Here is a 23,934-nt window from a genome sequence, read left to right on the forward strand (position 1 = left end):
CGAAGGGAAGGACGGCTCACCATGCCCATCTACACGATCGAGACCACCTACCACCTGCCGGTCTACCGCCACCGCTCCTATGAGGCGCCAAGCCTTGCCGAGGCCTGCCGCCTCGCGATCGAGGACGATGATTGGGAGAAGGAAACCCACGACTATGAATGCGCCGGCGAAACCTATGTCACCGGCGCCTGGGACGGCCGCGACTGCGCTTATAGCGGCCCATCACTGGCCGTGCCGTCGCATTTCGACGAGACCGTCCAGCGCAAGGCGGATCATTTCGAGATCCTGCTCGGCCTGGTCAAGGTCCTGGCCGGTGCGGGCGATGCGAAGCAGAGCGCTTATTGGGTCGAACGTGCCGCCTCAGCCGTCGCCAAGGCGGAGGCGATCCTTGCCGGCGCCCGCGACCCCGATCCGGATGCGCCGATGCCGCGGCCGCATATCCTGCTCTCCTTCGACGAGAGCGAGGTGCGCGCAACGATTGGCGAAAATATCGCCGGCGACGAGACCTTCGCCGCGCTCCCGGCCGATGCGATCGGCGACGATGATATCCATGCTGCTTGCGTCGCTGTCGCCGCCGCCGCCGACCTGTCGGAAGAGCGCGGCTCAGTGGTGTTCAGGGCCGCGCTGGCCGCGATCCGGTCGGTCGCGCGGCGCGCGATGGAAGGAAGGAAAGAAGGGGAACGGGGAAAGGAGAAATGACGTGCCGCATGCCCGGCCGGCGCGTCAAGGGAGGCTTCGCCCGCTTCGCGGCCCTTGACCCGCCGGACCGGAGAGGCGGCCGCGAAGGAGGGGTCAGAAGGGCTGAAGAGGATGGCGAACCGGAAGGGGGAGCCGCGCTCCGGCCCGACGAGGCTGAAAGGAGCCCACCATGACCCCCTCTTCGATCCGCAAGGTCTATCAAGGCGCTGCCGACCGCCGGCAGATGTTTCGCATGTTCGATCGGCACAAGCAGCGACCGAACCGCACAGACGATGACGCGGCCGCGCTTTACGCGGGCGAGTGGTTCGAGATCGGTGCAGCCGAGCACGACTACATGTTCGAGATCCTGCCGCCGCTGTGGATGCGCGGCGATATGTTCGCGATGCGCGAATTCCTCACCGGCAACATCACGAGCGTGTTCTTCGAACTGAGGATCGACGGCCGCGTCCGCTATTTTCACGCCTATTGCGATCTTGGCGACCGGAAGTCGCCCGAGCGTATGCGCGCAGCGATCATCGAGCGCGAGTCGCGTCCGGTCCGCGCCATGACGCGCGAGGAGCGCCTCGAGCACATCTGGTCGAGCACACACGATCCCTATCGTGGCTATGCCGACCGGCGCTTTCCCGCCGCAGAGCGCGGCAAGCGCATTGTCATCGTCTACGGCCAGGATCGGAGCCATGACTTCCGGCTGCTCGACCGGCTGACCGACGCGGATATCGCCGTGAAGCTTCCGGTGCATCTGCGCTACCTGCCCGACGCGATCGCCGCATAGGTGCCGCGATGTTCACCTTCTCCGTGACGGCAGTCCACGCCGCGATCACGCGCGGGCGCACCGACGCCCTCATGAATGGCGGCTTCCGCAATCCGCACTACGGCCTTGCGCCCGGAAAGGATGAAAAGCCCGGCGTCTGGCTGGTCGGCGACGAAGGCGTCTACATCATGTCCAACGGCAAGCTCGCCGAAGGGCAACGCTCCCTCGTCGTCTATGCCGAGGAGTGCGATCCGAAAACCAACCCCGACTACTGGCACTACAAGCGCCAGTATTTCGGCGGCGATGACGGCATCGATTATCTCGACGCCGAAATGCTCGTGCGGCTGATCGGGGCAATGCCCTTGGCCACGCACCTCACGATCACGATGACCGACGACAGCATGTCGATCACGCCGATCCGTCGCTGACCTCACGGACCGCGCAGCCCGTTCCCGCAACCTCTCGCGACCATCGCGCCAGCCGGAGTCCCCGGCGCGGTCGATGGCGCGCGCCTTCATCACAGGAGACCTATCATGGCGCACGACGATCCCTTCACTCTCGACCTCGTCGGCAACACCGCTCTCTCCTCGGGCCTCGGCCTCGGCGTGACCGCCTTTGGCGGCGCGTTCGCGAACGACGACGACGATGAGCCCGATCCCTCGACGCCCGCTCCGGCACTTCCGGTCGCAGCCACAGCACGCCCCATTCCACCGGCACGTCCCGCGCGCGGGACGAATTTCCTTCTCGTCGGCGATCGCCTGCTCGCCAGGACCTGGAAAGAGCGTGGGCGCGACAACATCGCCGCCATCCGGCTCGCGGCCGAGATCGAGGCCGATCAACGCCTTGCCACGCCGCAGGAGCAGGCGCAGCTGATCCGCTTCACCGGCTTCGGGTCGTCCGACCTTGCCAATGGTGTCTTTCGCCGGCCCGGCGAGCCGGATTTCCGCGAAGGCTGGCAGGAGCTCGGCTCTTCGCTTGAGGATGCGGTCGGCGAACTCGACTATGCATCGCTCGCCCGCTGCACGCAGTATGCCCATTTCACGCCCGAGCTGATCGTTCGCGCGATCTGGATGGCGTTGCAGCGTCTCGGCTGGCGCGGCGGCCGCGTGCTCGAGCCCGGTATCGGCACCGGGCTCTTCCCGGCGCTGATGCCGGAGGAACTGCGCGACATCTCGCATGTCACCGGCATCGAACTCGATGCGGTCACGGCGCGGATCGCCCGCCTACTCCAGCCGCGAGCACGCATCTTCACTGGCGATTTCGCACGGACCGAGCTGCCGGCCGCCTTCGATCTCGCGATCGGCAATCCGCCCTTTTCCGACCGAACCGTCCGATCGGACCGGGCCTATCGCTCCAAGGGTTTTCGCCTGCACGATTACTTCATCGCGCGTGCGATTGATCTCCTGAAGCCCGGCGCACTTGCCGCATTCGTGACCTCGCACGGCACGATGGACAAGGCGGATTTCGCCGCGCGCGAGCACATCGCCCGATCGGCCGATCTCGTCGCGGCCATTCGCCTGCCCGAAGGCAGCTTCCGCGCGGCCGCCGGCACCGATGTCGTGGTCGACCTCCTCTTCTTCCGCAAGCGCAAGATCGGCGAAGCCGCAGGCGATCCAGCCTGGCTCGACACCCAGGAGGTACGTCCGGCAGGCGAAGACGAGAGCGCGATCCGCGTGAACCGCTGGTTCGTGCAGCATCCCGCCTTCGTGCTCGGGACGCATGCGCTGACATCCGGTCCCTTCGGCGAGACCTATACCTGCCTGCCGCGCGCCGGCGAGGCGCTCGAGGGTCTTCTTCCCGGCGCGATCGCTCTTCTCCCGCAGGCGATCTACGACGGCGAGCCCGACGTCATCGATCCTGATCTCGACGAAGACGGCGAGCTGGCGGATCTTGCTTCTCCCTCCGATCGCCATGTGCGCGAAGGCAGCTATTTCGCTGACAAGGTCCACGGCATCATGCAGGTCCTCGACGGCAGGCCCGTCGCGGTCAAGGTTCGCAAGGGCCGCAGCGCCGAGGGCGTGCCCGAAAAGCATGTGCGGATCATCGGCAAGCTGATCCCGATCCGCGATGCGGTGCGCGAGGTGCTCAAATGCCAGGAAACCGACCGGCCGTGGAAGGATGCGCAGGTTCGTCTTCGCATTGCCTGGTCGAACTTCGTGCGCGATTTCGGCCCAATCAACTTCACGACCGTCTCGATGACCGAGGACGACGAGACCGGCGAGGTCCGCGAGACACATCGCCGGCCGAACCTGCAGCCGTTCCTTGATGATCCCGATTGCTGGCTGGTGGCCTCGATCGAGGACTACGACATCGAGACAAACACCGCCAAACCCGGGCTGATCTTCACCGAGCGCGTGATTGCGCCGCCGGCGCCGCCGGTGATCACCAGCGCGGCGGATGCGCTCGCCGTGGTGTTGAACGAGCGTGGCCGCGTCGATCTCGAACATATCGCCGAACTGCTGCATCGCGAATGCGAGGACGTCGTTGCCGAGCTCGGCAGCGCCATCTTCCGCGATCCGGCCGACGGTTCATGCCAGACAGCGGATGCTTATCTGTCGGGTCCTGTGCGCGACAAGCTCAAGACGGCCGAGGCGGCGGCCGCGCTCGACGCTGAGTACGAGCGCAATGTCACTGCGCTGCAAGGCGTCCAGCCCGCCGATCTCAGTCCGTCCGACATCACGGCGCGGCTCGGCGCGCCGTGGATTCCGGCCGCCGACGTCGTCGCTTTCGTCAAGGAGACGATGGGCGCCGACATCAAGATCCACCACATGCCCGAGCTCGCCTCGTGGACGGTGGAGGCGCGCCAGCTCGGCTGGATGGCGGCCGGCACATCCGAATGGGGCACCGATCGGCGCCACGCGGGCGAGCTCGTCGCCGACGCGCTGAACAGCCGCGTGCCGCAGATCTTCGACACCGTGAAGGACGGCGACAGCGAACGGCGGGTCCTCAACGTCGTCGACACCGAGGCGGCGAAGACGAAGCTGCAAAAGATCAAGGACGAATTCCAGCGCTGGATCTGGTCCGATCCCGACCGCACTGACCGTCTGGCGCGCGTCTACAACGACCGCTTCAACAACATCGCTCCACGCGCCTTCGACGGATCGCACCTGAAGCTACCGGGCGCCTCTGGCGCCTTTTCTCTTTATGGGCATCAGAAACGCGGCATCTGGAGGATCATATCGGCGGGCTCGACCTATCTCGCGCACGCCGTCGGCGCCGGCAAGACCATGACGATGGCCTCCGCCGTCATGGAGCAGCGCCGGCTCGGGCTCATCGCCAAGGCGATGCTCGTCGTGCCGGGCCATTGCCTCGCGCAGGCGGCGCGCGAATTCCTCGCACTTTATCCGAACGCACGGATCCTGGTCGCGGACGAGACCAATTTCAGCAAGGACAAGCGCCACCGCTTCCTGTCGCGCGCGGCGACCGCGACCTGGGACGCGATCATCATCACCCATTCGGCTTTCCGCTTCATCTCGGTGCCATCGGCATTCGAGCAACAGATGATTCAGGACGAGCTGGAGCTCTACGAGACGCTGCTGACCAAGGTCGAAAACGACGATCGCGTCTCGCGCAAGCGGCTCGAAAGGCTCAAGGAGGGCCTGAAGGAGAGGCTCGAGGCGCTGTCGACGCGCAAGGACGACCTGCTCACCATCTCCGAGATCGGCATCGATCAGATCATCGTCGACGAGGCGCAGGAGTTCCGCAAGCTTTCCTTCGCGACCAACATGTCGACGTTGAAGGGCGTCGATCCGAACGGCTCGCAGCGCGCTTGGGATCTATTCGTCAAGTCGCGCTACGTCGACGTGAAGAACCCGGGCCGTGCACTCGTGCTCGCCTCCGGCACGCCGATCACTAACACGCTCGGCGAGATGTTCTCCGTGCAGCGCTATCTCGGATATGCGGCATTGCTCGAACGCGGCCTGCACGAATTCGACGCCTGGGCGTCGACCTTCGGCGACGTCACGACCGAGCTCGAGCTGCAGCCATCGGGCAAGTACAAGCCCGTCACGCGCTTCGCGACCTTCGTCAATGTGCCCGAGCTCATCGCGATGTTCCGCTCCTTCGCGGACGTCGTCATGCCGGAGGACCTGCGCCAGTACGTCAAGGTGCCGGCGATCTCGACCGGCAAGCGGCAGATCCTCACCGCGAAGCCGTCGGCGGCGTTCAAGCGCTACCAGACGCTGCTCGGCGAGCGGATCAAGGCGATCGAGGAACGCGACCGCGCGCCCGAGCCCGGCGACGACATCCTCTTGTGGGTCATCACTGATGGCCGCCATGCGGCGATCGATCTGCGCCTGGTCGACCCGGACAATGACAACGAGGCCGACAACAAGCTGAACCAGCTCGTCGGCAACGCCTTCCGCATCTGGAGCGACACTGCCGAGCGCACCTATGTCCGCTCCGACGGCAAACCGTTCGATCTGCCCGGCGCGGCGCAGATGATCTTCTCGGACCTCGGCACCATCAGCGTCGAGAAATCGCGCGGCTTCTCGGCCTATCGCTGGATCCGCGACGAGCTCGTCCGCATGGGCGTGCCGGCCTCCGAAATCGCCTTCATGCAGGATTTCAAGAAGTCCGAGGCGAAGCAACGTCTCTTCGGCGACGTGCGCGCCGGCAAGGTCCGCTTCCTGATCGGCAGCTCGGACACGATGGGGACCGGTGTCAACGCGCAGCTGCGCCTGAAGGCCTTGCATCACCTCGATGTGCCGTGGCTACCGTCGCAGATCGAGCAGCGCGAGGGCCGCATCGTGCGCCAGGGCAACCAGCACGACGAGGTCGATATCTTCGCCTATGCGACCGAGGGCTCGCTAGACGCGCAGATGTGGCAGAACAACGAGCGTAAGGCCCGCTTCATCGCGGCGGCCCTTTCCGGCGACACCTCGATCCGCCGGCTCGAGGATATGGGCGAGAGCCAGGCCAATCAGTTCGCGATGGCCAAGGCGATCGCGTCGGGTGATCCGCGCCTGATGCAGAAGGCCGGCCTCGAAGCCGATATCGCACGGCTCGAACGGTTGCGCGCTGCCCATATCGACGATCAGCACGCGGTGCGCCGCCAGACTCGCGACGCCGAACGCGACATCGAATATTCGACGCGCCGCATCGGTGAGATCGGCGAGGACATCGCGCGTCGCATCCCGACCTCGGGCGACGCCTTTACCATGACGGTGACGGGCGACACGCACGCAGAGCGCAAGCCCGCAGGCCGGGCGCTCCTGAAGGAGATTCTGACGCTGGTCCAGCTTCAGCAGGAGGGCGAGAGCGTGATCGCATCGATCGGCGGCTTCGACCTTGAATATAGCGGCGAGCGCTTCGGCCGCGATGGCTACCGCTACACCACGATGCTGCAGCGAACCGGCGCCGACTACGAGATCGAGCTGCCGGTGACGGTGACGCCGCTCGGCGCGATCGCCCGCCTCGAGCACGCGATCGACGACTTCGAGGGTGAACGCGAGCGCATGTCCCAGCGCCTTGCCGATGCCCGGCGGCGGTTGGCGTCCTACGCATCGCGCGACGGCGGTGAATTCGCGTTCGCGAGCGAGCTCGCCGACAAGCGCCGGCAGCTCGCTGACGTGGAGAAGGCTCTGGCGGAGGATGACGGAAGCCGCGGCGAGATGGCGGTGGCCGCCTGAAATGTCAAAGGGAGAGGAAAAGAAGGGAGAAATGCCCGCTCGCAGATCGGGCGGGCCGTCGACGCTGAAGCTCAACCGCCGCCTGCGCGATCCCGGCCCGTCGTCCTGCGCAGGGCTTCAGCCCTGCTGGTCCTGCCGGGCAGGGATGCTCGGCCGCAGTTGCACCGGCCCGTCCGCTCCGCGGGCCGGGGGATGTCTTCGGGAAGAAGACGAGAAAGGGCCGGGAAGCCGGTCCGCAACCCCAAAAGGAGCATTCCCATGCAACTCATCAAGGTCGATCCGCGTGCGCTGAAGGAAAATCCCGACCCCCTGCGCCAGACGAAATCGACGCCGCAGGCCGACGCGCTGCTGCTCGCCACGATCAAGGCGGTCGGCATCGTCCAGCCGCCTGTCATCACGCCCGAAGCCGGCGGCGGCAACGGCTACATCATCAATGCCGGACATCGCCGCGTGAAGCAGGCGATCGCGGCGGGTCTCGAGGAAATCGACGTGCTCGTCGACGAGGCGTCGAATGACAACGGCGCCATGCGATCGATGGTCACGAACATCGCCTTCGATCCCATGAACCCGGTCGATCAGTGGCGTGCGATCGAGCGCCTGGTCGCGCTCGGCTGGACCGAGGAGGCGATCGGCGTGGCGCTCGCGCTTCCCGTGCGCCAGATCAAGAAGCTGCGGCTGCTCGCCAACGTCCTGCCGGCGATGCTCGATCACATGGCCAAGGGCGACATGCCGAACGAGCAGCAACTGCGCACGATTGCGGCAGCTTCGCTCGACGAGCAGAAGGAGGTCTGGAAGAAGCACAAGCCGTCGAAGGGCGATCCGCAGGTCTCGTGGTGGAGCGTGGCGCAGGGGCTGCAGAAGACCCGCATGTATGCGCGCCATGCAAGCTTTGGCGACGATCTCGCCCAGGCCTACGGCATCCAGTGGGTCGAGGACCTGTTCGCTCCGGCCGACGAGGACAGCCGCTACACCACGAATGTCGAGGGCTTCCTCGGCGCGCAGCAGGAATGGATGACGGCGAACCTGCCCAAGAAGGGCGTCATCGCCGAAACCACGAACTGGGGCGAGGTGAAGCTGCCGCCGAAGGCCGAGCGCGTCTACGGCAAGCCGACGAAGTCGGACTGCACGGCGATGTACCTCGACCGCGACGGCCGCGTGCAGACCGTCCACTACCGCATGCCGGCGGCGAAGAAGCCGAAGGCCAAGGGCGCGACCGGCCCGGACAACGCCGCGGACGACGTCGGCGAGGTGTCGAAGCCGCGTCCCGACGTGACGCGCAAGGGCGTCGAGATGATCGGCGACTACCGCACCGATGCGCTGCGCGAAGCGCTCGGCCGCGCGCCGATCGAGGATGATGCGCTGATGGCGCTACTGATCCTCGCCTTCGCCGGACAGAACGTCTCGGTGACGACGGGGAGCGGCGGTGTCTATTCCGGCCACAGCCGGCTGGCGAAGAACGCTGCGGTGCTGTTCGACGCCGACGGCAAGCTCGCCTTCGACATGGACACGCTGCGCGTTGCGGCCCGCACCATGCTGGTCGACGTCTTCTCGTGCCGGGAAAACGCCACCAACAGCGGCATCGTCGCGCGCATCGCGGGCGAGATGATCGGCGCCGACGCATTCCTGCCGAACATGGGCACGGAGGATTTCCTCTCGTGCCTGTCGCGGCCGGCGCTCGAAGGCTCGTGCAAGGACACGCCGGTCCTGCCGCGCCAGCGCGTGAAGGACACGCGCGCAGCTCTCGTCGAGCATTACAAGGAGGGGCATTTCGTCCATCCCAACGCACTCTTCGCCCCCGATCCGGCGAAGCTGTCCGACTGGCTGTCCTCCCGCGCGGTCGCGGCTGACGAGGACGAGGCAGACGAGGATATCGCCGACATCGGCGAGGGCGGTTTCGACGAGGACGTCGAGGCCTTCCGCGAAGCGGCGGAGTAGCGCCGCATCCCACCATTTCGAATGGTTCGCCGCCGCCGGCCTCCGGCGGCGGTGTCGTTTCCACACCCGCGCAATCCAAGGAGGACACCATGTCCGCGCACACAATCTTCGACAACGCACCGATCGGGTCCATCGTCGCCTGGTCGGATGGAACGCCCCAGCCGCCGGCGCGCTTCAACAAGAAGCTGGCCGCCTGGCAGACCAGCAACAGTCGCGGCCGGCTGATCCGCAAGCAGGGGGCGCGCGGCGTCGGCAACCTCTCGCTCTCGGCATGCTTCACCCTGCACGAGGCCGACCACGGGGCCGGCGGGGTCATTGCGATCCGCGTCCATCGGACGTTCTCGCTCGACTCGCGACTGGCCTTTACCATCGTCGAGCGCCCGTCGATCGGATCGTTCCGCGTCCTCGATCGCGCTGGCGACGACGCCGAACTGGTCTATCTCGCAGCACACGAGACCGACGCCCGTGAGTGGATGACGCGCCACGGCTATCCGCGTGCCGTGCTCCAGGAGGTGACGGCCGACGAGGTCGGCGCCGACATCGTCGAGGGGAGGACCGCGGCATGAACGCCCCCTCTCCTGCCTGTCCTCAGACCGAGACCCCCGGATTTCCGGGGGTTTCTTTCGGCCGAAGCGCCGACGGCATGCCCGTCGCGCTAGTCGGCGACACGGCGTTCGCCATGTCGATGGCGCGCGACGATCGGCACTATCTCGTTACCGCCTGGCGCCTTGCGCGTCCGATGGGCGAGTGGACGCGCGGCGATTTCTACGGGCACTCCGGCGAACTCGCCGACGAGGCGGCGTTTCGCGCGCGCGTGCTCGAAAATGCCGAACATCAGCGTGAGCGCAAGATGCTCGGCCGTGTCGAGGAATATTCGCGTGCCCACACGCCGTGGGGTACCTCGCAGGGTGCGACGATCTACGCCGAGGGCGTCACGTCGCACTCGACCGCCGGGCACGGCGGGTTCAAGCTCTCGGCCGAGCGAAACCGCAAGGTCCATCGCATGCTGCGCTCGGCCGGCGGATGGTACGAGGAAGATGCCGAATGGGCGATCGTCGCGATCACCTTTCCGCATCTCTTCACCGCCTTCGAGCGTCGCTGTGCAGAGCGGACCATCAAGGACAGCTGGCCCGACGGCTGGGAGACGATCTTCGGCACGATCCTGATGCCGGGCGAATCGCACGAGAAGGATCGCCGGGCCTTCGAAGCGGCCCATGTCCACGACTGGATCGTGATCTCGGCGATCACGTCGAAGCAGGTCGCGGGCTTTGTCGAGGTTGTCGCGACGCCGGGCGGCAAGCGGGGCTTTGGGACCGAGGAGCGCCGCTTCCTCGTCCCCTCGGACGAATATCGCGTCGGCCGCTTCGGCTTCGTGGTCGATCCCGCTCGCCACCACGTCTATGGCGGCGAGTCGGATTTTATCGGCTTGCAGGCAGGGAGGGCGGCATGACCCCCTCCTCCGATCGTCGTCATCTTCTTCACCGCATGGAAGAGGCGCAGCGCCAGACGCAGCGCCAGCTCGACATGATCGATCGGCAGATTACGCGGAGGATGACCGCGCTGATCCCGTCGCTCGGGCGCAAGCAGGGCGGCTATCGTCGTGGCAAGCCGCCGGATCCGGGTACCTTTCTCGAGCGCTATCGAGCGAGCCTGGCGGCGCTCACCGCGGAGCGCCAACCGGAAATCGATGCCTTGGCCCGGAAGCTCGCGAGGCGGGACCATGCAATCGAGGCGTTGCGGCAGCGCCTCGGTATCGATCGTGACGGTCGACCCGCTGTCCGCCACGAACACGCCGGCACGACGATGGACCATCATGACGCCGGCCCGGCATCGGCGTTGTGGCCGGAAGCCGGCGCTTCGATTTCACGATGATCGGCATCCGACAGCGTGCTGGTCGAGAGGGAGCCCGCGCCGCCGGCACGGCGCGCGCCGGCCATCGTCAGCGGCGCGTGAGGCAGCGCGGGCTTTCGCTCCCTCACGCTATCCGGTCGACGCCGGGGCAACGTTGGAATCACCGTGGCCTGCGACGGCGTCGGGTACTCAGCCGAGAATGTCCATCGCCGGCGGCTCCGACACTCCCGGCGATCTCGCCGATGATTGAATCCATTCGCCTCGTGAGAACCTCCGCTCGGGCCGTCGGCGAGACGACAGGCGCTGGTGTCGCACGCGCGCTCGCAGGCGCAGGCGGGAGAGATAACCGGCCGTCTGCGATGAAGTGCCAAGACGTTGCGAAACCGGCCGGACGGTCCGGCGGGTGTCATGCGTCGCGGCCGGCGGCCTGGTGATGGGGTGCGGCGGGGGGACATGAGGTCCTTGCCTGTCGGTTTCGCTTGTTGTTGGCCGTTCCGGCCCGCCGGCCTCCCCTCGGGTTTTGTTGCGCTCTTAAACCGGCGGCCGGTCGCTTCAAGGCCGCGTGCCGCGCCGCGTTGCGGCCGGAGCTGCCGATCTCGACACAGCGGGCCCGCGCGCCGCGCGAGGGCTGGAAGCCCTGGTTGCGCGCAAACCCACTGCGCTCGATCCGGCCGCCCCGGACCCTGAAGCGCCCGTCATTCCGCCGGTTTCGGTCGATCGCACCCGAAGGGAGGACCGGCAGGAGCCGATCCGGGCCTTCAGGCGAACCGAAAGAAAGGAAGTTCTCATGACCAAAGCCGCTCGCACCCAACGTCAGCCCGCGAAGGTCGTCCAGCTCCGCAAGAGCACCACGCTCGAAATGGTCAGGCTTGCCTGCCCCGACGCCGCCCAGGCGACGCTCATCTCCGAGAGCTTCGGTCTTCCCGTTCTCGACAGCGACGGGATCCGCGAACTCCATCAGCGCATGATCGTCGAGACGGCCGACAGCCTGAGCGAAGGCCTCGGCGAGAGAGCGATGCAAATTCATCTGCAGCGGATCGTCGGCGCCTATGTCGGCTCCGCGCACGGCGCCGGCCAGTTCTACAGCCGCGCGGTGACCGAAGCCCGCGACGCGACGGCCAAGGCGTCCAACGACCTGCGCGACGAGGACCTCGACGGTCCCGTCGGTTTCGACAGCACCGCGCAGCGCAAGCGCGAGTTCGCCGCGGACATGGCCTTGCAGTCGCACGCCCTGCGCATGGCGGCCGAGGGCGCCGTCGCTGCCTATGAGCACGTCGTCGGCGAGCGCTGGAAGCCGTTCGAGCGGCCGGTCGAAAATCCCGGCCACACGCTCGATCGCAAGGCGGCCGAAACCCAGTTGGCCGCCTTCGGCTGATCGCACCGGGCGAGGCTTCGGCCTCGCCCGTCTTCGATACCACGACGCTGGGCTGGCCCCGATGGGGCCGGCCCCTTTTTCGTGTCGCTGTCGCGGCCGCGGCGCACGACGACTGCGACAATCGCCATGCGTCCGCTCCTCAAGAAGATGGAATGGAGAAAGTGAGCCGGTGCGCATCGCGACACCCGTCCGGCTTTTGGTCCTGCCAGGGCCGGGGCACGGCGCAGCGGCTTCGCCGCCCTCCACTTCGTTGCGGCCCAAGGGTGCGCCGCTCCCCTGAATTCCCTGGCGATGGACCGCCGTGACGGGGTCGCGATGGGCGCGACCTCCAAACGGAGGTTCATGAAAATGACTGAGAAGAAGGACGGTTCGCGCGCCGACGTCTATGCGCGCATCACCGATCGCATCGTCGCGGATCTTGAAAAGGGTGTCCGGCCCTGGATCCAGCCGTGGAGCGCAGGACACGCGGGACGGCGCATCACAAGGCCGCTGCGCCACAACGGCGAACCGTACAGCGGCATGAACGTGCTCCTGCTCTGGTCGGAGGCGCTCGCGCGCGGTTTCACCTCGCCGACCTGGATGACGTTCAAGCAGGCGATCGAGCTCGACGCCCATGTCCGCAAGGGCGAGTCAGGCGCGACCGTCATCTATGCGAGCCGGTTCACCCGGACGGAGAACGACGGCAATGGCGGTGAGGTCGAACGCGACATCCCGTTCCTGAAGACCTATTCGGTCTTCAATGTCGAGCAGATCGCCGGACTGCCCAACCACTTCTACCGGCAGCCGGCGCCGGCGAGCGATCCGATCCAGCGGATCGATCATGCCGATCGCTTCTTCGCCAATACTGGCTCGGTGATCCGGCATGGCGGCGCGCGGGCCTTCTACGCGCCGTCGACCGATCACATCCAGATGCCGCCGTTCGAGACGTTTCGGGACGCTGCATCGTACGTGGCGGTGCTGAGCCACGAGCATGTCCACTGGACGGCGGATTCGCGCCGCGTCGGGCGCGACCTCAGCCGTTATGCGAAGGATCGCAGCGAACGCGCGCGCGAGGAGCTCGTCGCCGAAATCGGATCTGCGCTGATCTGCGCCGACCTCGGCATCGTGCCCGAGCTCGAACCGCGGCCCGACCACGCAAGCTACGTGGAATCGTGGCTGCAGGTCCTGCAGGGCGACAAGCGCGCGGTCTTCCAGGCCGCCGCGCACGCGCAGCGCGCCGCCGCGTTCCTGCATGGTCTCCAACCGACGGAAGCCGCAGCGCGGGAGGCAGCGTGATGCTTCACGTTCCGCCTGTTTCTGGGGAGGGGCTTTCGCCCTACCCGATCCGCTTGCGCGTGCTCTCGCTCGGCGCCGGCGTCCAATCGACGACAATGGCGCTGCTCGCAGCCCATGGCGAAATCGGCCCCATGCCGGATTGCGCGATTTTTGCCGATACCGGCTGGGAGCCTGCCGCCGTCTACGAGCACCTCGATTGGCTCATGTCAGGAAATGTCCTGCCCTTTCCCGTGCACGTCGTGTCGGCCGGCAATATCCGCGACCATCTTCTTGCCGCCGGCGAGGGCCGTCGATGGGCATCGATTCCGGCGTTCACCCGCACGGTGCGGCCGGCCGGCACGCGCATTCCCATCCTCGACGACGACGAGGGCGAGCTGATCGAGATCGGCGAACGCCGCAGTGCGGCCGACATTATCTCGATCGGCATGATCCGCCGGCAATGCACGACGGAGTTCAAGATCGTTCCGATCCGGCGCAAGGTCCGCGAGCTCGCCGGCCTTGCCCGTAAGCGCTCGCCCTCCTTCCCTGTCGTCGAGCAATGGATCGGCATCAGCACGGACGAAGTCATCCGGGCCAAGCCGAGCTTCGAAGCCTGGCAGATCAAGCGCTTTCCCCTGATTGAGCGACGCATGTGCCGACAGGATTGCATGGCGTGGCTGCGCCGCCATGGCTATCCGATCCCGCCGAAGAGCGCGTGCATCGGCTGTCCATTCCACGACAATGCGCGCTGGCGCGACATGCGTGATCACGATGCTGAGGCATGGGCCGATGCCGTTGAGGTGGATCGCGCCCTGCGTTCCGGTCTTCGCGGCATCCGTGGCGATGTGTTCCTGCATCGCTCGTGTGTGCCACTCGACCTTACCGATCTGTCGACCGCCGCCGATCATGGCCAGCTCGACCTTTTCGGCAATGAGTGCGAGGGAATGTGCGGCGTCTGATCGACGATCCTCACAGGCGCGAGATCGCCGACGCAGCTAGCGCCACATGCCGCGCATGCGTGCGCCGACGTCGACGCGCACTCCGCGAACGTCCCGCCGCGCCGTCTCGGCCGCCGCGGCGGGCCAGCCCTTGCACTCGAACTGCACCAGCAGCGCGGCCGGGATGAAGCGCGTGCGCGACGCATAGACATGGCGATCGCCCTGCGCATTCTGATTGTGCGTGAAGAAACGCTGCGGCGTGATGAGGTGCAGGCTGTCCTTGGCACGCGTCATCGCGACATAGAGGAGCCGTCGCTCCTCCTCTATTTCTTCCTTGCTGCCGACGCCGAGATCGATCGGGATGCAGCCATCCACCGTGTTCAGCACGAAGACATTCTTCCATTCCTGCCCCTTGGCCGAATGGATTGTCGACAAGATCAGATAGTCTTCGTCGAGATGCGGCACGCCGGGCTGATCGCTGGTCGCATCGGGCGGGTCGAGCGTCAGCTCGGTGAGGAAGCGCTCGCGCGAGGCGTAGCCCGACGCGATCTGCTCCAGCTGCAGGAGATCGGCGTTGCGGATCGCCGCGTCCTCATGAATTCGCTCCAGGTGCGGCTCATACCATAGCCGTGCAGCCTCGATCTCGGCCGGCCAACCCCCTGCGCCGGACCGGAGCTGTTGGAGCAGCGCTACGAAGCCGGTCCAGTCGTCGCCCGATCGCGCCGGTGCGGGGATCGAAGACAATGCGGCGATCGGCTCGGCTTCGCTGGCCATTCGGTCGAGCACCCGCTGGGCCGAGGTCGGCCCGACGCCCGGAAGAATCTGCATCAGGCGGAAGCCCGCGACGCGATCGAGCGGGTTCTGCACGAAGCGCAGCACCGCCAGCATGTCCTTGACGTGCGCGGCGTCGAGGAACTTCAGTCCCCCGAATTTGACGAAGGGTATGTTGCGTCGCGTGAGTTCGACTTCGAGCGGGCCGCTGTGATGCGAGGCGCGAAACAGCACGGCCTGCTGCTTCAGCGCGACGCCCACCTCGCGAAATTCAAGGACATGATCGGCGACATAGCGCGCCTGTTCCGCTTCGTCGCGGACCGTGACGAGCCGCGGCCGGTCGGCCGACTGGCGCTCGGTCCATAGGTTCTTGGTGAAGCGCTCGCTGGCAAGCTCGATCACGCCATTGGCGGCCGAGAGAATGGGCTGCGTCGACCGGTAATTGCGGTCGAGCGTGATCACCTCGGCAGGTGGGCTGAACTGCTGGGGAAAATCCAGGATGTTGCGGATGGTCGCGGCACGGAACGAATAGATGGACTGCGCGTCGTCGCCGACTACGGTCAATCCCCGACCGCCCGGCTTCAGTGACAGCAGGATCGAAGCCTGCAGCCGGTTGGTGTCCTGATATTCGTCGACCATCACATGGTCGAAGCGATCGCCAATGTCGTCGGCAAGCGCCGGCTCGCTCGCGAGCTGAACCCAGTAAAGCAGGAGATCGTCGTAATCGAGGACGTTCTGCGCCTGCTTCGCCTCGACATAGGCGGCGAAGAGTTCGCGCAGCTGCTTCTCCCAGCCCGAACACCACGGGAAGGCCAGTCGCAGGACATCGTCGAGCGGCAGCTCGGCGTTGACGGCGCGCGAGTAGATGGACAGGCAGGTGCCCTTGGCGGGAAAGCGGCTTTCCGTCTTCGAGAAACCGAGCTCGTGCCGCACGAGGTTCATCAGATCGGCCGAATCCTCGCGATCATGGATCGTAAAGGCGGGATCGAGACCAATCTGCTCGGCGTAATCGCGTAGGAGCCTTGCTCCGATGCCGTGGAAGGTGCCAGCCCAAGTCAGGGCATCGCTCATCACGCTTCCGTTGCCGTTCATGACACGATTGCAGATGCGCTCGACACGCCGGGTCATCTCGGCGGCCGCACGACGCGAAAACGTCATCAGCAGGATGCGGCGAGGATCCGCGCCACCGACGATCAGGTGCGCGACGCGATGAGCCAGCGTGTTCGTCTTGCCCGAACCGGCGCCGGCAATGATCAGCAGCAGGTTTGCAGCCGTCGCCTTGCCGTCAACGACGCCGTGCTCGACCGCGCGGCGCTGTTCCGCGTTCAGGCTATCGAGATAGGCGACGGCAGCGGACAAGTTTCGAATCACCTCCTGTTTCGGTGTTTGCACGATCCCAGATTCCTGTTTTGTTCGCAATTGCAAGATGATGGGATCGCCCTGCGGCTGCGTCACGAACCGTGAATGCCGATGGTCGGGTTGCATGTCCCCGGTCGGTTCTGAGGGCACGCCCACGTCGTCCTCGATCAGGCATGTCTGACCGAAGGGCATCGGCGCTGTGGCGCCGCCTCGATCGTCACACCCGCAACGGCCGGTCGCGACTTTCTTCCCCTCCCGGCTGCGCCGTCATTCCTCGCGAGCAACAAAGTCGCGCCCCGGCCGCCCTTCACGCTGTTGCGGCCCCGTGGGTGCGGGCCGATCGCCTCCGGTCTGTCGACCGCCATCGAGGTCGCGATAGGCGCGGCCCGGAACCTGAAAGGGACACGACAATGGCGACCATCGGCACCTTCACCTCGAACGGCAACGGCTTAGGTTGCGTGCACGGAAGTGTCCTTTAGCGCGCTGTCTTGTGATCCTGGCACGCAGACGTCCGGGTCAAGTGTTCCCGCAGCGTAGCGAGGACAGCACTTGACGCGGCGGCGACGCCACAAGCTTTTCCATGGGGTGCAGGACAAGTCCTGCACCCCTGCCACGTGGCGAACGGGAGAGCACGAGGGGAACCCCTCGCATCTATGAGAAGACTCGCGCCGTAGGCGCTCCGCTTATCTTTTCTTCAGGTGCTGTCATTTGTCAGTTTCATCGACGGTGTAACCACTTGGACGATGTCGATGTCCTTTTGCGCCTCCGGGTGCCTTGCCTCCGGAGAGCAGGATGGTTTCGATCGTGCGGGCGGTCGCCGGTGTTGACGGGATTCCGAACGGATTTCCCATTTTGCTCGACGCACGGATGTCGATCGTCGAGCCGGCCTTCAGCTATCTGCTCGAGCTTTCCACAATCCCCGGCCGCTCTCATGCGACGGAGACGCTGCGGACCTACAGCGAGCATCTTCATGACTGGTTCGACACGCTGGAACAGAGCGAACTGGATTGGCGTCTCGCCAATGAGGGGACGATCGCAGCTTACCGCAACAGGATGCTGTCGGCGCCAAGCCCGCATACGGGCCGTCCCTATGCCCGTTCGACGGTCAACGACCGCGTCCGGACGGTCTGCCGCTTCTATTCATGGGCGCATCGGCGCAGGCTGATCGACGCGCTGCCGTTCGACTATATCGACGTGTCGCTGCGATCGGCGCGCCGACAGGGCATGCTGGCGCATCTGGATCATCGTCCGCCTGTTGTGATGGCGAACGTCCTGACGATCTCGGAAGCCGAACGGCTGCCGCGTCCGCTTCGCGTCGATCAACTCCAATGCCTGTTCCAGCATCTCGATCCGCCCTATGGCCTGATCGCCGAGTGGGCATTGGCGACCGGCATGCGCCGCAAGGAGCTTTGCGGCTTGCAGCTTCATCAGGTGCCGGAGGTCGCCCATCTCGATGTCGATCAGGCTCCGCTCGTGAGCATTCCGCTGACCATCACCAAGGGCGACCGGCCGCGATCGGTCTATCCGCCCTTGCGATTGATCGATCGCACCCACTGGTATGTCGGAGAGGAACGCGCTGCTCTCGTGAAGCGCCTGCGCAGGGCTCAACCCGGTTATCGGGTGCCGGCGGCACTTTTCCTCAACAGCAAGGGCAAGCCTGTTTCCCGAGCGAGACTCTCTGCGGCGTTCGGCACGGCGTTCCGCGCGGCAGGGCTTATCGGGTCGGGGCATTGGCTGCGCCACACCTTCGCGATGACGATGCTCGTGCGCCTGCAGAAGCAGGCGACGACGGCGCCCGACCTCAACCCGTTGAAGATCGTGCAGGTCCTGTTGGGTCACGTGTCGATCCAGTCGACGGCCATCTATCTACGCTGTGTCGAGCTTCACGCCGACACGCTCGCCGAGAGCCTTGCCTATCTCTATGGCGAGCTGGTGCCCCATGACCGGGCGTAGGAGGAGTGCGATCGACCGCCGGCTTCCGGTTGCCGCGATGGGGCTGGAGACCTCGGTATCCGCGTTGAGCACCGACACGATCGTTTTCGTAGATGCGTGGGGCAAGCCCGATCAGCGGTTCGATCCCGGTCAGTTATCCGGCCTGCCTGCCGATCTGCGCCGGCTCCTGGTTGACGCCTTCCGTGAGTACGGCGCCGGCCAGCAGCCGGCCACGCGTCGAACGACCTGGGGAGCTGCCCGTCGCTTTGCCCGCTTCGTCGCCGACGACGGCATGATCGAGACAGCCAGCGATCTCGATACCGCAGCCCTTGGCCGCTACGTGCTCTGGCTCAGGAAGGAAGGCGCATCACGTGCACCACGCGGCGCGCATGCCGTCGCCTTCGATGTCCTTCGGCCCTTGCTCATATGGTGCCAGCGCAATCGGCCGGGCGGTCTCGCGCGCGACCTGGAGATTCCCTGGAACCCGTTTCCCGGCAGGAGGACACACCAGCAGCCGCGGCGGCGGCTTCCCGCCGATCAGATCAAGGCGATCCTACGCGCCTGCTACGAGGAGATAGCCGAGGCTTGGGGGCGGTTTCAACATGGGCAGAAGGTCAGGCAGCGTCCCGAGCTTCCGCCGAAGACGCTGCGCGGCCAAGGGCTCGACCGATGGATATGGCGGATCAGCCGGATCGAAGGCGGCCTCATGCCAGACACTGCCGTCCTGGAGGAGCACGGCATCAAGTCCAGCACGTTGGTCAGGTTCTGGGGCGGTTCGCGCACCATGTCCCAATATTTCCACATCACCACCGACACGCTGGTGCCGTTCTTTCTGGCGATCGCCATCCAGACCGCCGCCAATCCGGAGCCGCTGCGCCATATCCGCCGCGACTGCCTCGTTCCCCACCCGCTCGACGAACATCGCGTCATCGTCGACTGGAACAAGGCCAAGACCGGAGCCCGGCTCCAGAAGGCGCAGCGCCGGTCCTTCGATCGGCGTCGGCGATACGCCGCTCCGAACCTGATCGAGATGATGCTGGCCTTGACCGAACCGATCGTTGCGACGGCGCCACCCGGCGAGCAGGATCGGCTCTTCCTGACGCGCAGCATTCATAAGGAACCCATCCGTCGCTCGCTGCGCAGCCGCACCGAAGTCATCGAACACTCGGTTCTCCGGCGAGCCATCCTCAGATTCATAGAGCGCGCCAACCGCCGTATCGAGGCGTGGAACACCACCCATTCCGACAAGCCCCGTGAGCCGATCGCCGGATTTGCTCCCGCGCTGTTTCGCGGAACCGTGGCGACCGAGCATTACCGCGCGTCCGGCGGCGATGTTCTCGCAGCGCAATCGATCCTGAACCATGCCAGCGCTGCCACGACCGAGACCTATCTCAAGAGCGAGGAGACCACGCGCCTCCAGCGCCAGACGATAGCCCGCCTGCAAGACCTGATGATCGCCTGGGTGCGCGGGCCTGACAGCGAGCCGGCGCCGGTCTCTGGCGAGGCTCGCGCCACCGTTCTCTTCGGCCACGATTGCCTTGCACCTGTCGTTCCTGGTCGGGATGGCACTGAACGCCTGTGCCCGCGCTTCGGCGGATGCCTCGCGTGCCCCGGCCTGGTCATCCCGGTCGATCGGGAGCATCTCGCGCGCATTCTTGCTGCCATCGATCGGTTCGAGCAGGCCCGCAACCGGCTCGATCCACGGCGCTGGAACCTCCTCTACGCACCATCATGGCGTATTCTCACCCAGGACATCCTCCCGGATTTCCCCTCGGATATGCATGAGGCCGCACGCACGCTCGCTGCCAGCATGCCGGCCCTGCCGGAGCTGGAGTGATCATGCCAGCGCAAGCGCAGAACCTCGTCCGTTTTGACCGCCCGCAACGCGTATCGTCACGGTCGCTTTGGGCAGACCCTCAATGGCATTTCGACAGCACGCGGCCCGACCTGCGAACCCATCAACTCTTGATCGATTGGGCTTTCGAACTGCCTGACGGCAGCCGTTTCACCGATCCACCGTGGGGCCGGTGGCTGGAGGACGCACGCACCTTCATTTGGTCGCTTCACGTCGATCCGCCGCCAGGGCGTCGACAGGCGCGGGCAAGGTCGCTCGTCGCGACCGCGCTCAGGCTTCGCGCCCTGATCCGATGGATGGCCGAGCAGGCGATGCGCAACTTCGCCCAACTGGACCGCGATACAGCCGAACGGTTCATGCAGCACGTGGCAGGACGACGAACTCTTGCAGGAGCTCCGATCAGGCCCGGCACCAGGCACGACTACGCCAACCTTCTTCTCGCCCTCTATCAGCAACGGTCCAGGCTCGCTTTTGCGCCTCCCGAGCATCCCTTCGGTGATGAGCGCGCCAGCCGGTTCTCCGGGTTCAGTCGTCATACGGTCCAGCGCTTGCCCTTCACGCCGGACGCCATCGCCGTTCCACTTGTCTCGGCTGCGATCCGGTTGATCGGGCAGCCAGCCGACGACGTCATTGCGCTGCGCGACCAGGCCGTGCCGTTTCGCATGGACGATCAGGGCCGTTCCTTCTTCACTCACCGGCAGGCCGTCCGCGCGCTCGTGTCGTCGTTTCGCTTTTCTACCATCGAGGGTGAGCACACCCCCTGGCATGCACCGCTGACCCGGACCAAGGATCTTCGCCTGCTGGTCAACCGGATCCAGGAGGCTTGCTTCATCACCATCGCCTATCTGGTCGGCGCACGGGTCTCAGAGATCCTGACGCTGGAGGCGAACTGCATCGAGGAACATCCATCCGCGGATGGCAGCGAAGCCTTCGCCTACCTCCGCGGTCGGATATTCAAGACCGCCGCCAGCGAGGCCGGAACACCGCATCTGTGGCCGGTCCCGCCGCCTGTCCTGCGCGCCATCGAGATTCTGCATCGCCTATCGGAGCCTTTTCGCGCCGACGCGGGCCGACCCGAGCTTTGGCTCTCTCTTTCCGGCAGCGGCCTCGTCGATCGCCGAGCTCCCGAGGTCATGACAGCCAGTTCGCTCATCGTCCGTCTGAACAAACGGTTCGCTCCCTTCATCGATCTGCCTCACAATGACGATGGCTCACCCTGGCATCTCACCACACATCAGGGCCGCAAGACCTTCGCCCGCTTCGTCGGCAAGCGCGACCGCACCGGCCTGCACGCCCTCCAGCATCATTTCGGGCACGTGACCCGCATCATGACCGACAGCGCCTATGTCGGCACGGATTTCGATCTCGGTGAGCTCGTGGACGCTCAAACCCTCGAAGAGACCCGCTCCGCTCTCGAGGAACTGCTCACCGCCTCGCGTCTCGGCGGCAAGGCTGGACGACTGCTGTCGTCGCGATCGCGCTTCCGGGGCCGTACCCGCGACGGCGAACTTGCCGCCTATGTCGATTTCCTGATCGAGGACAGCGGCATGCGGCTGGGCGTCTGCGATTGGGGCTATTGCGTCTATCGCGCCGAGACCGCCGCCTGCATGGGTGACGAACGCGGCCCGAACCCGCTCTGGCGCACCGAGAGCGCCTGCGTGAGCTGCGCGAACTTCGCCGTCACCGAGCGCCACCGGCCCGTCTGGCAAGCCCGGCTCGAGCGCAATCTCGCGCTGATTGCCGACCAACGGATCGACGGAGCGAGCCGTGCACTCGCCAACACACGTATTGCCGAGTGCGAGCGCATTCTGTCCGATCTTTCCGCAATAGAGGGTCCCCATGGCCAAGCCGCCAGCCGCAAACCCGCATGATCGGCGCATGGAGGCGACGGCCGAGAAGCTGCGCCTCGCTCTCGAGCGCCTGGTCGGAGGGGCCGGGCAGCGCTCCAGTGCATCGATCGCGCGCCTGACCGTCGCCGCACTGGCACGCGAGGCCGGCCTCAGTCGCAATGCCATTTACGCCAATCACCGCGATATCCTCGACGATCTCACCCGAGCCCGCCAGCGGCAGCGCGTGCCCGACCGGATCGCCACCATGGAAGACAAGATTACTGAGCAGCGCGGTGCGATCGACGACATGCAGCAGCGGATCCGACAGCTCGCGACCGAGAATGCCGGGCTCATGCGGCGAGCCATCGAGGCGGAACGTCGCGCCGACAGGGCCGAGCGCCGCAGCGCTCAGTTGACGAAGGAGGTCGACGCCGTCCGCCGCCCGACAGTGCTGCGATCGTCAGATGGGGACACGGCGCGACGCTGATGCCGTGACACCCCCCGCTCATGCCATGCGGCCCATCGCCATGCGCCGGTAAGCTGATGCCGCAGGTGCAAAGTAGCGAGACTCGTCTTCCTTCTTGTCGCAGTGAACGGCCTGGGCGTGATGCACGGTTGCGCCTGATCTCGGCATGTCGTCATCGTCCGGATATCGGCGTCATGAGCCAGGATCTCTCCTTCGAAGCTGAATGGGGTGCGTCCACTGCGGCCTTTCTTGCTGGCGTATCTCACACCGCGTCCGGCTACTGCGCAGCCCGACCTCGATCCCGCAACAGCGCGATGCCGATCTTCTTCCCCGCCGTGCTCGGCTGACGCCTGCGCGCGGCTTCCTCGCGAGGCAAGAAGCCCGGCTCTGCGCCGCCTTCCACTGCGTTCCAGCCCTTCGGGTGCGGGTCGGTCGCCCGGTGTTCTCCGATCGCCATCAAGGCCGCGGTGGTCGCGACCTGATACAGCAAAGGAGAAGTTCCATGGCTCAGATCGGCACGTTCACCCGCAACGAAGACGGTTCGTTTGCCGGAGTTATCAAGACGCTCAACCTCAACATCAAGGCCCGCCTGGTCGTGGCCGAGAAGGAAAGCGACAAGTCGCCCGACCTTCGCGCCCTCGCGGGCGCCATCGAGATCGGCGCCGGCTGGAAGAAGACCGCCAAGGAGACCGGCCGGGAATATCACTCGGTCAAGCTCGACGACCCGAGCTTCCCCGCTCCGATCTACGCCACCCTGGTCGAGAGCGAGGACGGGTTCGCCCTCTTCTGGTCGCGCTGAGGCAGCCCGACCCTCGGACGCGGCGCTCCACCTCGGGGCGCCGCGATTCGGCAAAAGGGCACCTTGAACGTGTCATCCAACAAATAATGAAGCGACATCAACGACTTCCGCTCAAAATGACAGTTGACGGCTGACCTAAAACGGCTTTACCGGGTCGATCCGCACCCTGACGCTCAACGTCAAGGCCAAGCTGGTCCGGATCGAAAACCCCTCCGACAAGGGTCCTCACTTCCGTATCCTCGCCGGCACCGTCGAACTCGGTGCCGCCTGGCAGAAGACCGCCAAGGACAGCGAGCGCGATTATCTCTCGGTCAAGCTGGACGATCCGAGCTTCCCGGCTCCGATCTATGCCACTCTGGTCGAGATCGACAGCGAGGAAGGCTTCCAGCTCATCTGGTCGCGGCCCAACCGCGACTGACCCGCTCCCAAGGCCACGCCCGAAAAGGCGGGGCCTTTTTCGCGTCGCGCGGCCGCCTCGCTTCGCGGCAAG

The 23,934-nt window shown here is 65.8% G+C and carries 19 protein-coding genes; 18 read left to right on the forward strand and 1 reads right to left on the reverse strand.

Going from position 1 to position 23,934, the window contains the following annotated elements:
• Positions 1–21: 21 nt before the first annotated feature.
• The 11 genes from K9D25_RS23490 to K9D25_RS23540 all read left to right on the forward strand — a co-directional run bounded on the left by K9D25_RS23490 (position 22) and on the right by K9D25_RS23540 (position 14,454).
• The gene (locus K9D25_RS23490; protein ID WP_244451402.1) at positions 22–699 is read left to right on the forward strand and encodes a hypothetical protein; all 678 of its coding nucleotides are present in this window, start codon (positions 22–24) and stop codon (positions 697–699) included.
• Positions 700–868: 169 nt separating this feature from the next.
• Positions 869–1,471, forward strand: coding sequence for a DUF1419 domain-containing protein (locus K9D25_RS23495; protein WP_244451403.1), 603 nt, complete (start codon positions 869–871; stop codon positions 1,469–1,471).
• 8 nt (positions 1,472–1,479) lie between these two features.
• Positions 1,480–1,878 carry a DUF3085 domain-containing protein gene (locus K9D25_RS23500; protein WP_244451404.1) on the forward strand — a complete coding sequence of 133 codons (399 nt, stop codon included), beginning with the start codon at positions 1,480–1,482 and terminating at the stop codon, positions 1,876–1,878.
• Positions 1,879–1,983: 105 nt separating this feature from the next.
• Entirely contained in the window at positions 1,984–7,080 is a 5,097-nt protein-coding gene (locus tag K9D25_RS23505; RefSeq protein WP_244451405.1) for an Eco57I restriction-modification methylase domain-containing protein, read from the forward strand.
• Between the two features lie 258 nt (positions 7,081–7,338).
• The gene (locus tag K9D25_RS23510) at positions 7,339–9,015 is read left to right on the forward strand and encodes a ParB N-terminal domain-containing protein (protein ID WP_244451406.1); all 1,677 of its coding nucleotides are present in this window, start codon (positions 7,339–7,341) and stop codon (positions 9,013–9,015) included.
• 89 nt (positions 9,016–9,104) lie between these two features.
• Complete coding sequence (locus K9D25_RS23515) at positions 9,105–9,581, forward strand: hypothetical protein (RefSeq protein ID WP_244451407.1); 477 nt, start codon at positions 9,105–9,107, stop codon at positions 9,579–9,581.
• Entirely contained in the window at positions 9,578–10,465 is an 888-nt protein-coding gene (locus tag K9D25_RS23520) for a DUF7007 domain-containing protein (protein WP_244451408.1), read from the forward strand. Before K9D25_RS23515 ends, K9D25_RS23520 begins: the two co-directional genes overlap by 4 nt.
• Positions 10,462–10,887 (forward strand): hypothetical protein, encoded by a 426-nt coding sequence (locus tag K9D25_RS23525; RefSeq protein WP_244451409.1) that lies wholly within the window; start codon positions 10,462–10,464, stop codon positions 10,885–10,887. Before K9D25_RS23520 ends, K9D25_RS23525 begins: the two co-directional genes overlap by 4 nt.
• A gap of 766 nt (positions 10,888–11,653) precedes the next feature.
• Positions 11,654–12,241: a hypothetical protein gene (locus tag K9D25_RS23530; RefSeq protein WP_244451410.1), complete on the forward strand. Its 588-nt coding sequence runs from the start codon at positions 11,654–11,656 to the stop codon at positions 12,239–12,241.
• Between the two features lie 348 nt (positions 12,242–12,589).
• A complete protein-coding gene (locus tag K9D25_RS23535; protein ID WP_244451411.1) occupies positions 12,590–13,516 on the forward strand; it encodes an ArdC family protein in 927 nt (308 codons plus the stop codon).
• Complete coding sequence (locus K9D25_RS23540; protein WP_244451456.1) at positions 13,516–14,454, forward strand: hypothetical protein; 939 nt, start codon at positions 13,516–13,518, stop codon at positions 14,452–14,454. The genes K9D25_RS23535 and K9D25_RS23540 overlap by 1 nt, the downstream gene beginning before the upstream one ends.
• A gap of 36 nt (positions 14,455–14,490) precedes the next feature.
• On the opposite strand, the gene K9D25_RS23545 is transcribed toward K9D25_RS23540, so the two are convergent.
• Positions 14,491–16,755 carry an ATP-dependent helicase gene (locus K9D25_RS23545; RefSeq protein ID WP_244451412.1) on the reverse strand — a complete coding sequence of 755 codons (2,265 nt, stop codon included), beginning with the start codon at positions 16,753–16,755 and terminating at the stop codon, positions 14,491–14,493.
• 600 nt (positions 16,756–17,355) lie between these two features.
• On the opposite strand from K9D25_RS23545, the gene K9D25_RS23550 reads away from it, so the two are divergent.
• From K9D25_RS23550 to K9D25_RS23580, 7 genes are all read left to right on the forward strand, one after another.
• Positions 17,356–18,516 carry a tyrosine-type recombinase/integrase gene (locus K9D25_RS23550; protein ID WP_244451077.1) on the forward strand — a complete coding sequence of 387 codons (1,161 nt, stop codon included), beginning with the start codon at positions 17,356–17,358 and terminating at the stop codon, positions 18,514–18,516.
• Positions 18,517–18,553: 37 nt separating this feature from the next.
• On the forward strand, positions 18,554–20,332 hold the full coding sequence (locus K9D25_RS23555) for a hypothetical protein (protein WP_244451076.1): 1,779 nt from the start codon (positions 18,554–18,556) through the stop codon (positions 20,330–20,332).
• 2 nt (positions 20,333–20,334) lie between these two features.
• Positions 20,335–22,221, forward strand: coding sequence for an integrase (locus K9D25_RS23560; RefSeq protein ID WP_244451075.1), 1,887 nt, complete (start codon positions 20,335–20,337; stop codon positions 22,219–22,221).
• Positions 22,222–22,228: 7 nt separating this feature from the next.
• On the forward strand, positions 22,229–22,666 hold the full coding sequence (locus tag K9D25_RS23565; RefSeq protein WP_244451413.1) for a hypothetical protein: 438 nt from the start codon (positions 22,229–22,231) through the stop codon (positions 22,664–22,666).
• A gap of 173 nt (positions 22,667–22,839) precedes the next feature.
• On the forward strand, positions 22,840–22,992 hold the full coding sequence (locus tag K9D25_RS23570) for a hypothetical protein (RefSeq protein WP_244451074.1): 153 nt from the start codon (positions 22,840–22,842) through the stop codon (positions 22,990–22,992).
• Positions 22,993–23,147: 155 nt separating this feature from the next.
• Positions 23,148–23,444, forward strand: coding sequence for a DUF736 domain-containing protein (locus K9D25_RS23575; protein ID WP_244451073.1), 297 nt, complete (start codon positions 23,148–23,150; stop codon positions 23,442–23,444).
• A gap of 157 nt (positions 23,445–23,601) precedes the next feature.
• Positions 23,602–23,862, forward strand: coding sequence for a DUF736 domain-containing protein (locus K9D25_RS23580; protein ID WP_244451457.1), 261 nt, complete (start codon positions 23,602–23,604; stop codon positions 23,860–23,862).
• Positions 23,863–23,934 lie beyond the last annotated feature (72 nt).

The sequence above is a fragment of the Ancylobacter polymorphus genome (assembly GCF_022836935.1).
Classification (GTDB): Bacteria; Pseudomonadota; Alphaproteobacteria; order Rhizobiales; family Xanthobacteraceae; genus Ancylobacter; species Ancylobacter polymorphus_A.